Annotated in this window: 13 protein-coding genes; 9 read left to right on the top strand and 4 right to left on the bottom strand. The window is 35.5% G+C overall.

Going from position 1 to position 14,844, the window contains the following annotated elements; translation table 11 throughout:
- Position 1 precedes the first annotated feature (1 nt).
- From NZ923_06125 to queE, 4 genes are read left to right on the top strand one after another with little or no spacing between them, the layout of a single operon-like run.
- Entirely contained in the window at positions 2–1,780 is a 1,779-nt protein-coding gene (locus NZ923_06125; GenBank protein MCS7229597.1) for a TrkH family potassium uptake protein, read from the top strand.
- Positions 1,781–2,449, top strand: coding sequence for a TrkA family potassium uptake protein (locus NZ923_06120; protein MCS7229596.1), 669 nt, complete (start codon positions 1,781–1,783; stop codon positions 2,447–2,449). It abuts the gene before it with no gap.
- On the top strand, positions 2,442–2,813 hold the full coding sequence (queD, locus tag NZ923_06115) for a 6-carboxytetrahydropterin synthase QueD (GenBank protein MCS7229595.1): 372 nt from the start codon (positions 2,442–2,444) through the stop codon (positions 2,811–2,813). Before NZ923_06120 ends, queD begins: the two co-directional genes overlap by 8 nt.
- Before the next feature lie 5 nt (positions 2,814–2,818).
- Complete coding sequence (gene queE / locus NZ923_06110; protein ID MCS7229594.1) at positions 2,819–3,484, top strand: 7-carboxy-7-deazaguanine synthase QueE; 666 nt, start codon at positions 2,819–2,821, stop codon at positions 3,482–3,484.
- Here queE and NZ923_06105 read toward each other — a convergent pair.
- From NZ923_06105 to NZ923_06095, 3 genes are read right to left on the bottom strand one after another with little or no spacing between them, the layout of a single operon-like run.
- On the bottom strand, positions 3,481–5,493 hold the full coding sequence (locus NZ923_06105) for a ferrous iron transporter B (protein MCS7229593.1): 2,013 nt from the start codon (positions 5,491–5,493) through the stop codon (positions 3,481–3,483). The two genes, queE and NZ923_06105, sit on opposite strands and share 4 nt — an antisense overlap.
- A 7-nt stretch (positions 5,494–5,500) precedes the next feature.
- Positions 5,501–5,755, bottom strand: a complete 255-nt coding sequence (locus NZ923_06100; GenBank protein ID MCS7229592.1) for a ferrous iron transport protein A — start codon at positions 5,753–5,755, stop codon at positions 5,501–5,503.
- On the bottom strand, positions 5,734–6,186 hold the full coding sequence (locus NZ923_06095; GenBank protein ID MCS7229591.1) for a transcriptional repressor: 453 nt from the start codon (positions 6,184–6,186) through the stop codon (positions 5,734–5,736). The genes NZ923_06100 and NZ923_06095 overlap by 22 nt, the downstream gene beginning before the upstream one ends.
- 289 nt (positions 6,187–6,475) lie before the next feature.
- On the opposite strand from NZ923_06095, the gene NZ923_06090 reads away from it, so the two are divergent.
- From NZ923_06090 to rho, 5 genes are read left to right on the top strand one after another with little or no spacing between them, the layout of a single operon-like run.
- Positions 6,476–8,305, top strand: coding sequence for a tetratricopeptide repeat protein (locus NZ923_06090; protein MCS7229590.1), 1,830 nt, complete (start codon positions 6,476–6,478; stop codon positions 8,303–8,305).
- Entirely contained in the window at positions 8,295–9,068 is a 774-nt protein-coding gene (locus tag NZ923_06085) for a dihydroorotate dehydrogenase electron transfer subunit (protein ID MCS7229589.1), read from the top strand. Before NZ923_06090 ends, NZ923_06085 begins: the two co-directional genes overlap by 11 nt.
- Positions 9,068–9,997, top strand: a complete 930-nt coding sequence (locus NZ923_06080) for a dihydroorotate dehydrogenase (protein MCS7229588.1) — start codon at positions 9,068–9,070, stop codon at positions 9,995–9,997. The genes NZ923_06085 and NZ923_06080 overlap by 1 nt, the downstream gene beginning before the upstream one ends.
- Positions 9,998–10,017: 20 nt before the next feature.
- Positions 10,018–11,349: a bifunctional folylpolyglutamate synthase/dihydrofolate synthase gene (locus tag NZ923_06075; protein ID MCS7229587.1), complete on the top strand. Its 1,332-nt coding sequence runs from the start codon at positions 10,018–10,020 to the stop codon at positions 11,347–11,349.
- Positions 11,350–11,386: 37 nt separating this feature from the next.
- Positions 11,387–12,679 (top strand): transcription termination factor Rho, encoded by a 1,293-nt coding sequence (rho, locus tag NZ923_06070; GenBank protein ID MCS7229586.1) that lies wholly within the window; start codon positions 11,387–11,389, stop codon positions 12,677–12,679.
- Here the strand turns inward: rho and NZ923_06065 are convergent.
- The coding region (locus NZ923_06065; GenBank protein MCS7229585.1) for a hypothetical protein at positions 12,676–14,844 on the bottom strand (2,169 nt) is incomplete at its 5' end. The two genes, rho and NZ923_06065, sit on opposite strands and share 4 nt — an antisense overlap.

Genomic DNA, 14,844 nt, shown 5'->3' with positions numbered 1-14,844 from the left:
ATTGCTCCACCATTCCGATAGGTTAAAAAAGATCACCGACATACTTAACGGGATAATGATCGTTGTTGCTGGCTCTGTTATAGCCACACTTGTGATTGAATATGGTTTTCACATTGATGAACTAACGGAGCGAATTTTACATCAATTTAACTCAATTGCTATTTTTTACTTCGTTTTCTTCAATCTTTCAAAGCTTATACTTAACCCCGATCCAATTTCATATTTCCGCAAAAAATGGCTTGAATTTATCTTAACATTTCTAATCATAATTCAAAGCATCGGATTTTTGTTCTATATTCACGGAGCGCAAATAATTGACATAAAAACCATAACAAGAATCTACATAGCTTCATCTCAAATTTATCTAACGCTTGACATTGCACTTAAAGCATTAAGATACAGCCAAAGCTTGATCCAAAAATCTATCCATCCAGCGCAACTTCTTGTTTTGAGTTTTTTAATAATGATCCTGTTGGGGACATTTCTTTTGTTTTTGCCAAAAGCAACTTATCATGGGATTTCGTTTATTGATGCTCTCTTTACCGCAACAAGTGCCGTTTGCGTGACTGGATTAATTGTGGTTGATACGGGAACGCATTTTACAAGATTGGGACAAATAATCATATTAGTTTTAATTCAACTTGGCGGACTTGGGATAATGACATTTACCACATTTTTTGTAATTCTTTTAAGTGGCGGGATGGGAATAAAAGAGAAAATTTTGCTAAGTGAAATTTTCAGCGAGAAAAATCTATCAAAGATTTCATCAACTGTGTCAAGAATTTTAATTCTTACATTTTCAGTTGAAGCGCTCGGGGCTATCGCTCTTTTTTATTTTCTTCCTGATTCAATTTTCAAGAGCAAGATGGAAAAAGTTTTTCATTCTATTTTTCACTCAATTTCTGCCTTCTGTAACGCTGGATTTTCCACATTTTCAAATAACTTGATTGATATAAAAGACAACATACCTGCAATTCTCACAATTGCCTTACTTTTCATCCTTGGCGGTCTTGGTTTCATCGCTTTGACCGAATCAATTGAAAAGCCATTTTTAAAAACCATAAGAAGAATTAAATTTATCCACGACAAAATTCCACCTCAAACGATTGTTTTCTCGCTCCATTCAAAATTAACAATTTACACCACGGTAATTTTAATAATTTTGGGGACTTTGATATTTTTAATGCTTGAATTTAACAACACTTTAAGAACGGAAAACTTTTGGGGCAAAATTATTCACGCATTTTTTCAAGCTGTGACCCCACGAACTGCTGGTTTCAACACGCTTGAAATTTCAAAGATTGGAGTACCAACAGCGCTTTTCATTTCTTTGCTTATGTGGATAGGTGCATCCCCAGGCTCAACTGGTGGCGGAATAAAAACAACCTCATTCGCATTAGTTATATTAAAGATTTACGCAATGATAACAGGAAAAGATAAGGTTGAAATTTTCAGAAAACAAGTAAGCGAAGAAAGTATTTCAAGGGCGTTCGTTTCCGCCTTGCTATCGGCTTTTTTGATACTTACTGCAACATTTATTTTAACTATAACGGAAAAAACTTTTGAGCTCGTTGACATATTTTTTGAGGTCGTCTCGGCTTTTGGGACAGTGGGACTAAGCAGAGGTATAACCGCTGATTTGACAATTTTCGGAAAGTTAATTATCATTATGATGATGTTTATCGGAAGAGTTGGTCCACTTGTATTTTCGTTTGCGATTTTTGGAAGGATTGAGAAGAGAAAATATGAATATCAAAAAGAAAATGTCCTCGTCACATAAATGAATAAAAAGAAATTCGCTATAATAGGATTAGGGACCTTCGGCAAAAATCTCGCGCTTGATCTCGCAGAGGCCAATGTTGAAGTTCTCGCAATTGATTTAAACGAAGAAAGAATAAACGAACTATCCCATCCAAACATCGTCCCTGTAAAACTTGATAGCACCGATATAAGAGAACTTGAGAGATTTGGTCTTAAGGATATGGACGCAGTCATAGTCACAATAGGCGAAAACTTTGAAGCACTGCTTTTAACCTGCGTTCTTTTGAAAGAGCTTGGAGCTAAAAGAATAATTGCGAGGGCAACTGAAGAAATTCACAAGAAAATTTTAAAAAGCATCGGCATCAGTGAAGAAGACATAATCTCCCCCGAAGAAGAAGTTGCAAAGCATGTTTCAAAACTGCTTTTAAGCGATGGATTTATAGAATTTTTTGAAATAACCAAAGATTATGAAGTAGCCTGGATTAAGGCGCCTAAGGATTTCATTGGGAAAACAATTCGCGAACTTGAACTTAGAAAAAATTATAATGTTCTTCTAATCACCGTTATAAAAAACAAAAAACCACTCGGTGTTCCAGATCCAGATGCGAAAATTGAGCCAGAAGATGAGCTTTTAATTTTCGGCAAAGATAAAGACATTAAAAAAATAATATCGCGAAGTTATGTATAAAATTTCTGTCCAAAAAAAATTTTCCGCTTCCCATATAATACGAGATTATCCTGGCGAATGCGGTCGCTTACACGGGCACAATTGGAATGTGAAGGTTGTAGTTAAAACGAAAGAACTTAATAACTTTGGAATGGCGATTGATTTCAAAGAATTAGCAAAAATTTTAAATGAAATTGTCGACAAACTTGATCACTATCACCTTAACGATATACCACCATTTGATAAAATCCAACCGACTGCAGAAAACCTTGCTAAATTTTTCTACGATGAATTAAAAGTAAAACTTGGTAAATATAATAACCTTGAAATTGACTTGGTTGAGATCTGGGAAACGGAAAAGTATACTGCAATTTATCAAGAATAAATCCGATGTCCATAAATAAAGACGAAAACATACTCACGGTAAACGAAATTTTTTTCAGCATTCAAGGTGAATCAAGTTGGGTTGGTCTTCCGTGCGTTTTCGTTAGATTAACGTATTGCGATCTGAGATGCATATGGTGTGATACTGAGTACGCATTTTATGAAGGAACCGACATGACAATTGATAAAATAATTGAAAAAGTAAAGTCATACAATTGTAAACTCGTTGAGATAACAGGGGGAGAGCCACTTTTACAGGAAAACTCACTTAAATTAATGAAACGATTATGTGATGAAAACTTTACAGTTTTGCTTGAAACAGGTGGTCATAGAGACATAAGCCAAGTTGACCCGAGAGTTCATATTATAATGGATATCAAATGTCCCGGAAGCAAGATGAGCCATAAAAACAGATGGGAAAACATAAATTATTTATCCTCAAAAGATGAAGTTAAATTCGTCATAAAAGATAGAAGCGACTACGAATGGGCTAAGGAGGTAATAAATAAATTTAATCTCGCAGAAAGAGTTGGTACTATTCTATTTTCTCCCGTCTTTGGGGAAATTGAACCGGTTGAAATTGTAACTTGGATACTTGAAGATAAACTTCCCGTTAGATTCCAAATTCAATTACACAAATATATCTGGTCTCCAACCGCACGAGGAGTTTAAATTAGAATCTGTGAAACTATACCACCAACCGTAAAAGCTATAATCCAACTTGAAGCCCATATTATTAATCCTTCAAAAGCTCCCCTTTCCTTAAGCATAACCATAAGTGAAGCGATACACGGAACAAATAAAGTTATCGTTACAAGACCAGCTACTGTTTGCATCGGCGTTAAATCAAGCGCATAAAAACCAGCAGCCCCAAAATCTCTTCTGACAATTCCCATTATAAAAGCTCTTGAAGCCTCGGCAGGTAACTGTAACCAATTAATGGTCAAAGGTGAAAGCACTTGAATCCATTTTTCAAGCAAACCAGTTACTTGCATTACTCCAATTAAAAAAGCACCAATGAAGAACCACATCCCGGCTTCTTTTATAAAATAGAAGGTTCTCATCCAGGTTTTTCTTGCAAGATTGTCAATCCTTGGAATTCTCATCGGTGGCAAATCTATCAAGAGTGGCGTTGCGCTACCAGGCAGAACTTTATTCAAAACAACGCCAACTGTTACGAAAACAGAAAACATTGTCAAAAGATATATCAGTGTTGCCTGAAACCCAGCTCTCATAAGAAGTGCCGTTATCACGGCAAGCTGTGCAGAACATGGAATCGTTATTTGCAAAATCGCTGTCATTATTCTCTTTTCCCTACTTGTTGAAAGAAGACGCGTCGTAATCGTTGCCATCGTTACACATCCAAAGCCAAGTATCATTGGAATGACAGCTTTCCCATTTAAACCAACATAGTTCATCAATCTATCAACGAAAGTTGCAAGTCGCGGCAGATAACCACTATCTTCAAGTATTGCAAGCATAAGATAAAACCCAATGACCAAAGGCAAAAGTAAAAACAAAAGATATTTCACAGTCATCGTTAAAACTCCAAATTCACCAAAAAGTATAGTTAGAACTGGGCTTTTAAAGTTAAATTCATATTCAACATTTTTATCTCTTACGAAATTTTGCAGTTCGTTCAAAGTATTCGGTGAATTCTTCAAACCATGTTCAAAAACGAAATTCTTGACCTCAACTATCTCTTCATTTTCATCAAGGACATTAACATTTATTTCTACAGGAAAATAATTTGCCACAAACTTTCTAATGTTATACTCATAAATTCTGCTTCCGATCTCATTTTCAGTAAAGCTTACAAGATCTTGAGCGATCAATTTCCCGACGACGAGATATGCAAGATAAAGCACAATGGCGATGAAAAAAAGACCAAAAATTGGATGGATAGCCAACCTCCCGATTAAACCAGAAACTTTTCCACCAGCTGTATCAATGCTTACAACTTCAGCGACAATCTGGTTAGCTTTGTTGCGTCGTTCAATATAGATTTTCTCTCTCTCATCAAAGTTGTAAATTTCACCATCAAACTTTGACTTGAGTTTATCTATCGTTTCCGAATCACCTTCAATTATCAAAAGGGATTCAATTTCAGATACTTTGAATTTCTTTGATATCGTTGAGATTTTCTCTTGAATTTTTTTATCTCTATTCCCGATAGTTGCTTTTTCAATTGCATCAGCTACTTCTTTAAAACCCTGTTGCTTTACCGCAATTGTTGGAATAACTGGAACGCCGAGCAGTTTTGAAAGTCGCTCAATGTTTATTTTTATCTTTTTCTTTTCAGCTTCGTCCATCATGTTCAAAGCAACAACAACGGGTTTCCCCGTATCTATGAGTTGAAGCGTGAGGAAAAGATCTCTCTCAAGGTTCACAGCATCAACTATATTTAAAATTACATCGGCTTCCATAATCATATTCTTTGCGATTCTCTCCTCATCGTTAAATGATGAAAGTCCATAGATTCCTGGAGTATCATATACGATGAAGTTTTTATATCTGCCTTTCAAAATTTCTACAGTTGTCCCAGGATAGTTTGAGACCTCAACATAAAGTCCTGTGAAATAATTGAAAAAGATAGATTTACCGACATTCGGATTTCCAACCAAAACAAGTTTCTTTAATCCTTTTTCAAGTTCAATCTCGGCTCGTTGATGTGTATACATAAAAATTTTAAATTTTTTTGACGATAATTTTTTTCGCTATTTCACTTCCGACAGCAATTTCACGATGTCGTTTTGAAATTACTATTGTTCCTCCGGGCAACTTATGGGCACATTTAACTTTTGTCCCTTCTATTACACCAAGACGAACAAAATGAGTTTTTATATTTCCGCTTGGTAATTCGCATATTTCAATTTCTGTTCCCGGTTCTACATCTGCTAATTTCATAAGCTCTTCTTTTTTTATTTCTCTTTTTCTGCGCATTTTGCACAAAGCCCAAAAATTTGGTGCGTATGCCTTATCGGCTTGAATTTATATTTTTTACAGATCTCGTCTTGTAATCTTTCAATTTCTTCGCTTCTAAATTCAATTATTGATCTACAATTAACGCATATTAGATGGTCGTGATGCGCTCGCCCAAATGCTCTTTCATACACAAACACATTCCCCACCTTATGCCTTGAAACAACGCCAAGCTCAAAGAGAAGATCAAGCGTATTATAAACCGTCGCTCTTGAGACCTTTTTACCTTCACTTTTCATTTTGATGAAAAGTTCCTCCGCATCAAAGTGTCCATCTATTTGAAGGATAGAATTTAGAACTTCATATCTTTGCTCAGTTGCTCTGAGATTTCCTCGTTTAAGATAATTTTTAAAATCTGCTTGAACTTTTTCTATTAATTTTGCGCTTGCCATTTCGCTCACCTATTTTAAATTTAATCTAAATAAAATTAAACATTTCGCACCTAAAAAGCAAATTCAAAGCAACAAATCAGCAAGCTTCCTTAAGTTCAAGTTTCCCCTTCTAACCCGAATCATTTGACGATAGAACAAATTTTCAAAAATTTGCAAATTGAGAACGATTGTTATAAATTAAATCTGAACAAACTCAATGCAAAAGCTAAACTTGAACCGCAAGGTAGAAAAATTAACCCCGTTTATATTATCAATTTTAATATTTTCTGGCTGTTCAATTTGGAAAAGCATGCGCAGTGAATTTAACGCATACTTCAACACTTATTATAATGCCCAAGTAATTTTTGAACAAGTAGAAGAGGCTTTACAGAATAGATTTGCCTATGAAAAATTTTTATCAGTTGAAAAATTTGATTCCGAATTCAACATACCTCCAAACGATAAAGCCAAACTTGACGATGTCATAAAAAAGTGCTCAAAAATCCTACAGTATCACCTTAATACATCCGTCGGCGATGATGCTCTGCTTATGATAGGAAAATCCTACCTTTATCAAGATAACTATCTCGCTGCGGAACGAAAGTTCGCGGAGCTTATATCAACATTTCCCAAAAGCAAACTTTACAATGATGCGCTTTACTTCCTGATGTTAACGCTTTCAAAAGAAAAGAAATATGAAGATGCCATAATAGCATTCCAAACCAAGGTGCCCCAAAGTCCAAGAAATAAAGATCTCTGGAAGCTCTATAAAATTTATGGATTGGTAAAATATAGAATTAGCGAAATTGATAGCGCAATTCATTACCTCAATCTTTCAGCACAGCAAGCGAAAGGCGAAGATAAAGCAGAAATTTTGTTCTATCTCGGTGAAATTAGCGAAATTAGAAATCCAACCGAAAGCGCAAAATTTTACAATAATGCTTCCAAAGCAACTGGTAGAAATAATCTTAAAATCTATTCGTTGATAAAATACGCTGTTCAACAACGCAAGATCGGAAATTATGAACTTGCTGAAAGAGTTTTAAACGATCTTATCTTTTCAAACATAGACAAAGATTACGAAAGAAAAGTTTATCTTGAGCTTGCGCGTACTCACTATATTTCGGGAAAAATAGATCTCGCAATTCAAACTTATAACTATCTTGATACGACCTACAGAAGGACTGAGGAATCAGCATTTGGATATTTTGAACTTGGTCAAATCTATGAAACAAAATTTGGAAAATACGACTCAGCGAAAATCTTCTACGAAAGAGCCTTTATTGAATTCCCACAAAGCGATGTAGCAAAACAAGCACTGAAAAAATCAACGATATTAAACGATTACTTTCGCTATCACGATATCATCACAAGAAACGACAGCATTTTAAAATCTGTGATACATAATTCTGACTCAGCCATCGTGATAAATACTGATTCTCTAAAAAGCTTGATATCACAAGCAAAGTATTCGCTTGCCTGGACCTTTTACATGTTCCTTAACAGAACCGACTCAGCAATTTATTATCTTGAGAGCATAATTGATAAATATCCAGAATCTAACATAGTTCCACGCTCCTATTATCTCCTTGGAACAATTTATGAATCAATTGACACCGCAAAAGCAAGAACAATTTACCTTGAGCTTATAAGGAAATTCCCTCACAGTGAATTTTCAACGCACTTAATGAAATTACTTGGGATTAAGAACGAAGTTGTAAAAGACACATTGAATGAAATTTATCACAAGGCAATATCAATGATTGACACAGATCCTGAAGCTGCGATTAAAATGCTTACTTTAATTTTTAATCAAAATACCAATTCCCCTATCAAAGCAAAGGCACTTTATGCAATCGGTTGGATAAACGAATATAAACTAAAAAACTTCGCAAAAGCGAAAGAGTATTATACAAATGTTTTGGAGAAATTCCCAGGTTCGGAATATGCAAAGATGGCTGAGCTTAAATTAAATCCCGAGAAAAATTTAGGACAGCAACCACAAACCTTGCCATTACAAACATTGCCAAAGCCAATTGAACAAGAGAAAATGAAGACAAAAGAAATTGAAGAAATTATTGACGAAGCACCGACGACAAGAGATGGTAAGAAAAGAAGGATAATAATAGATGATTATTAAAACAACTGCGCTTGTCGTTTCTAATGAACTTGTTGCAGAAAACATATACCGAATGGAAATTTTAGCGCCCGAAATTTCACAAAACGCAAAACCTGGGCAGTTTATAAATATAAAAGTTTCAGAAAATTTTGATCCACTTTTACCACGCCCCTTTAGTATTTATAATGCCATTGAAGATAAAATTCAAATTATTTTCAACGCTATAGGAAAAGGAACGAAGATTCTCTCAACTTTTAAAGCTGGTGCTTCAATCAACATAATTGGTCCGCTTGGGAACGGATTTAATACAACCGATGAATTTGACACTGCTATTATTGTTGCAGGCGGGCTTGGAATTGCGCCATTTCCATTTTTAACGAAAATTTTAAAGGAAAAAAATAAAAAAATAATCACATTCATTGGAGCGAAAACCAAACATCAGCTCGTAACCGACGGGCTTGAAAACATCAAAATAGCAACCGATGACGGTTCTCTTGGATACAAAGGAACTATTATTGAATTTTTGAAGTCAAATATAACGAATACGGACTTAACCTCTTTTTTATCCACCTTTAAAATTTTTGGCTGTGGACCAAATCCAATGTTAAAAGCACTTGTTAACCTATGTAATGAACTAAACCTAAATTGTGAGATTTCCGTTGAAACTCAAATGGCTTGTGGGACTGGTTTATGTCGGGGCTGTGCCGTAAGATCAAAAGGCGGAATCTATAAACTCGCTTGCAAAGATGGTCCAGTTTTTAATTCAAACGAAATTGTATTATGATAAAAACCGAAGTTGTAATAGGAAAATTAAAAATTAAAAATCCCGTCCTCGTTGCTTCTGGAACATTTGGTTATGGAGATGAATTACTTGGGACTGTTGACATAAATAAACTTGGCGGAATCGTAACCAAGTCATTAACATTAAAACCGAAAATTGGAAATCCACCACCAAGAATTGCGGAAACTCCTTGTGGTATGTTAAATTCAATTGGACTTGAAAACATTGGTGTTGACAAGTTTATAACGGAAAAATTACCTATTTTAAGAAACTATGATACTGCAATAATTGTAAATATAGCTGCGAAAAGAGTTGAAGATTATTGCGAGATAATAAACCGACTTGAAGACGCTGAAGGAGTAAGCGCATATGAAATCAACATTTCTTGTCCAAATGTAAAAGAAGGTGGGCTTGAATTTGGCACAAATCTTTCCATGACAGCTAAGATCGTAAAAGAAACAAGAAAGCTTACTGATAAAACTTTGATAATTAAACTCACACCAAATGTAACACGAATTTCCGACTTCGCCAAAGTTTGTAAAGAAGAAGGAGCAGATGCGGTCTCTTTAATCAACACAGTCGTTGGAATGGCAATTGATATAAAAACCAGAAAACCCAAAATCGCAAGTATCACTGGAGGGCTTTCAGGTCCTGCAATAAAACCGATAGCCATAGCGAAAGTTTTTGAAGTTTTTAGAAATGTTGATATTCCTATTATCGGAATTGGTGGTATCACGACATGGGAAGACGCAGTTGAATTTATGATAGCTGGAGCAAAAGCGGTGCAAGTTGGGACTGCTAACTTTATTGACCCTACCGCTTCACTTCAAATCATCTCAGGGATAATAAGATATTGTGAAGAAAACAAAATTTATGATGTTAACGAAATTGTTGGTTCAATAGTTATCGACTCACCAAAAGTTGAAAAATAAACCGATAACGAGGGAAATCCATGAAACAATCTCAAAACTACATTGAAATGATAAACTTTCTTTATTCACTACAACGCTTTGGGATCAAACTTGGTTTGCAAAATATAGAAAGATTGCTTAAATTACTTCAGAATCCTGAGAGAAAGTTTATATCTATTCATGTAGCTGGAACAAACGGCAAAGGTTCAACATCTTCGTTCATAGCATCTATTTTAAAGGCGAGTGGTTATAAAGTAGGTTTATACACTTCGCCACATCTCGTTGATTTCACTGAAAGAATAAGAATTAACGGTATTCCGATCCCGAGAGAAAGAGTTGTTGAATATGTAAAGATTCTTCAAGATGAGATCGTTAATCTGAAGGCGACTTTCTTTGAGGCAACTACAGCAATTGCTTTTAAATACTTTGCTGATGAAAAAGTTGACTTCGCAGTCGTTGAGGTTGGGCTTGGTGGACGACTTGATTCAACGAATGTAATTAAGCCAGCTGTGTCTGTGATAACGACGATCTCTTACGATCATATGGATGTGCTTGGTGATACAATTGAAAAGATCGCTCTTGAAAAAGCGGGGATAATTAAAGATGAAACCCCCTGCATAACTGGATGCGACGATGAAAGAGCATTAAATGTAATTAAAGAGGTTGCGAAAGAAAAAAAATCAAAACTGATAATAGCCGATCAAATCTCAAAGGTAAATGTTAAGTCGGTAGATGAAAATAGTTTGAAATTTGATCTCAAAACAGAGAAAAATTTTTATCCTGATCTGGTTGCGGGGGTTTCTGGAAGATTCCAACTAAAAAATTCACAACTTGCGATTTTAGTTTACGAACTTCTCACTGATCTCGGGCTTCTAAGTTTTGATAAGAAAAGCGTATACGAAGGGCTTTTGAATGTAAGAAGTTTCTCTGGATTGAGAGGTAGGCTTGAAATCATAAACTTATCTAACACCTCCAAAAATCCGAAAATTATAATTGATGTCGCACATAACTACCCAGCTATAACTCAACTTGTTTCTGAACTTGAGATTTTTAAACGCAAAAAACTTTTACTTCTTTTTGCCGTGATGCGGGATAAAGAATACGAAAAAATGATACGAAAACTATCCGAGATAACTGATTTTGCAGTTGCAACTCAACCTAAGATAGGAAGAGCACTTGATGCAAAAACTATATATGAAATTTTTCAAAAGCATGGGATCAGCTCAACTTATATCCAGGACTCTGATAAAGCATTTGACTTTATATTAAACAAAGCCGAGGAAGATGATTTGATTTTGATAACTGGCTCCACTTATTTGGTTGGCGAAATTATTGCTCATATTGAAAAGCGAAAAATTGAGTGTTTAATTTAAAAAATTAAAAACAAAAAGGGGTGATACTTCAATGGTCATGGACATTGCAGAATTGCAGTCTAAAAAGGTTGCCGAGCTTCAGAAAATTGCCAAAGAACTTGGCTTAACTGGTTACAGTGATTTGAAAAAACAGGATCTGATAATGAAAATTCTTGAGAAGATGCAGGAACAAAAATCAACTACCAGTGAAGTGGAAGAAATTGAGGAACAAAATGGGATTATATTTAGCAATGGTGTGCTTGAAATTTTGCCAGATGGGTATGGTTTCTTGAGATCCGCAAATTATAATTACTTACCTTCACCGGATGATATTTATGTATCTCCGTCTCAGATAAAGAAGTTTAATTTAAAAACTGGGGACACAATAGCTGGACAAGTTCGTCCACCGAAAGAAGGTGAAAGATTTTACGCTTTGCTTAGAATAGAAACCGTTAACGGGCTTCCACCTGAAAAAGCGCGGGAAAGGATTCTTTTTGAGAATCTGACGCCTCTCTATCCAACTAAGAGGATTCGCCTTGAAACGGTACCTGGGGAATATTCAATGAGAATTCTTGATCTATTTGCCCCAATTGGAAAAGGACAGCGTGGTTTGATAGTTTCTCCACCAAAAGCTGGAAAAACCGTTCTTTTACAGAAAATGGCAAATAGCATAATTAGAAATCATCCCGAGATCAAGTTGATAATTCTTTTGATTGACGAGAGACCCGAGGAAGTCACTGATATGGAACGTTCAGTTGGTCGTGATGTTGAAGTAATCAGTTCAACATTTGATGAACCACCCGAAAGACATATGCAAGTTGCTGATATGGTTCTTGAAAAAGCAAAGAGATTAGTTGAATCAGGTAGAGATGTAGTTATACTTCTTGACAGCTTGACACGTCTTGCGAGAGCAAGCAACCTCGTGACACCACATAGTGGAAGGATTCTCTCTGGTGGTATTGACGCAAGTGCATTGATAAAACCGAAAAAGTTTTTCGGCGCCGCAAGAGATACAGAAGAAGCTGGAAGCTTAACTATCGTAGCAACTGCTCTAATAGATACAGGTAGCAGAATGGACGAGGTTATATTTGAGGAATTCAAAGGGACAGGTAATATGGAAGTCGTTTTGACGCGAGAACTTGCAGATAAAAGAATCTTTCCCGCAATTGATATAAATAAAACTGGAACACGAAAAGAAGAATTACTTCTTGAACCTGAAGAACTAAATCGTGTTTGGATATTGAGAAAACTTTTAAGTGAAATGTCCCCAGTTGAGGCAATGGAATTCTTGCTTGAAAACATGAGGGGAACAAAAAACAATAAGGAGTTCTTGAAGTCAATGAGCACTTAATTTCGTAAGACAGCTAATTTCCCAATCCCAACCTGTGTTCCATCTTCGCTGTATGCAACAATGATATAAACCCCGGTGGGGACATATTGCCCTTTTTCATCTTTTCCGTCCCATACACCTATTCTACCGCCGGGAGTTAGAATTGTTCTTATGAGATCGCCACTTATTGTAAAAATTTTGATTGTTGAATTCTCAACAAGCCCATCTATTACGACATTTAAATCCTTAACTGGGCGAAATGGATTGGGATAAATTTTTATCGTTGAAAAAGTTCCAACTGGCTTAGCGAACTCCGTTTTTAAGCTCGTTAAACCTTTATCGGTCCCGAAATATACGATACCAGAGTTGAGGTCAAACGCAATTGATTTGACATCATCGCTTAGTATTGGTGAATTAGTTGTGTTATAATGCATAAGGACATTTGTTCCGTCTGGTGATAAAACCCATACACCATTTTTAGTTGCAACCCATTTGTTATTTGCTCCATCAACCGCAATGTCATTGATATAAAAATCTTGGAGAGCAAAAACACTTCTTATGCTACCAGTTCTTAGTGGTTCATCCGTATTGACAATTACATTAAGCCCATATTTTGTTCCAACCCATAAATCTCCTCTTTGGTCAAACCTTATAACCGTTGGTTCCCCATTTAAACCATTTGCCCTTGAAATAGCAATCCATCTGTCATCACTTCTGTCAAAAATTGTTCCTTTATCGTCAAAAACGAAGATAAATCCATGGTCAGACACGATCCATTTTCTTCCCTTTTCGTCTATTTCAAGCTGCGTGTTAAGGAAATATCTTATATTATAATCGTTGGCAAATGAATAAATAACTGAATCACCCCGCATCAAATATAGTATGTTAAAATTTCTCGGCTTGTAATTTAAAAGCCAAATGTAGTCACCTTGCTCAGCGATATCGGTTATCACAACAAAATTAGTATCCTCTTCAACACCCATTATTCCTTCTCTTTTTGAAAAGATTTTCATTGAATCGTTTTTATCAACTCTTATCACTCCCCCTCCCCATGTCCCAACCCAGACATGATTTTTGACAAATCTGACTTTGTAGCAATCATCCGACATTCGCGGGAAATCCTTTTTCGCAAAGTTAGTCCATTTTTCTTTTTTTAATTTATCGTGTGATCCAGGACTAAATCTGTAAAATCCTTTACCAGCAAATCTTGAAGATGCAACCCACAAATTACCTTCTTTATCAATTATCATATTTGAAAATTGATTTCCATTTGGTCCGTCAGGATAGTAAAATTTCCATCTTCCATTTTCAAAAATACCAAGCCCGTTTTCGTAAACACCAACGATGATTTTACCACGCCATGTTGAAACATCTGTTATATATCCTGCAGGCACTTCTGTTATTTTTCTAAAATGAGTATATTTGTATGAAAAAATCTCGCGCCACGCTGTAATTAAAATTGAATCACCAGCGCTATAGAGCAAATCAACAGGTAAAGATAAAACTTTGATAAAATTATCACCTTCAAACAGATAAAATCCGTCAACATTACCGAAATAGATTTTGCCTTCTAAAATCGCTATGCTTTTTACACCTCTTGAAATTTTATATGATTTCCAACCAGCTGGCGAAACGAGAATTTGACTAAATCTATATCCCTTCGCTATCCCCTCGGATGTCGCAACATAAATTGTGTCATTTAAAATCACAAGATCAAAAACTCTAACTCGTTCAACATCTGGGAAAATTCGCCTGTATGTGTCAATAAATTCGTTTTTTGAGATCCTATAAGTCAAAAGCCCGAAGTTAGTCCCGATGAAAAGCGTGTCGCCGAAAACTTTCAAAAAATTTATAGTCTTATCTGGCTCAGGTGAGTTCTTTATGTCAAAGATGCGAGTGATTTTATACGGATTATATTGGAGTTTCAATATATCAATTACTCCGTTTGAAAATCCGACGAAGATACTTTTGCTTTGCATAACCGCTATTGCTTTGACATCAACATCAAATAAACCATCAACCTTTAAAATTCTTTTGCTTTCCCATTTATCGGGATAAAATATGAAGATCCCGCCCTCAGTTCCAGCAAAAATTGCAGTATCGGAAACGAAAATTTTACGAATATTTTTCATATCCGTATAATTCTTCCATTCCCCCAATTGTGCGATAAGATTTGTGGTTATAAA

It is taken from the genome of Candidatus Kryptonium sp. (genome assembly GCA_025060635.1).
Lineage (GTDB): Bacteria > Bacteroidota > Ignavibacteria > Kryptoniales > Kryptoniaceae > Kryptonium.
This window is presented reverse-complemented; position numbering and strand designations above follow the sequence as displayed.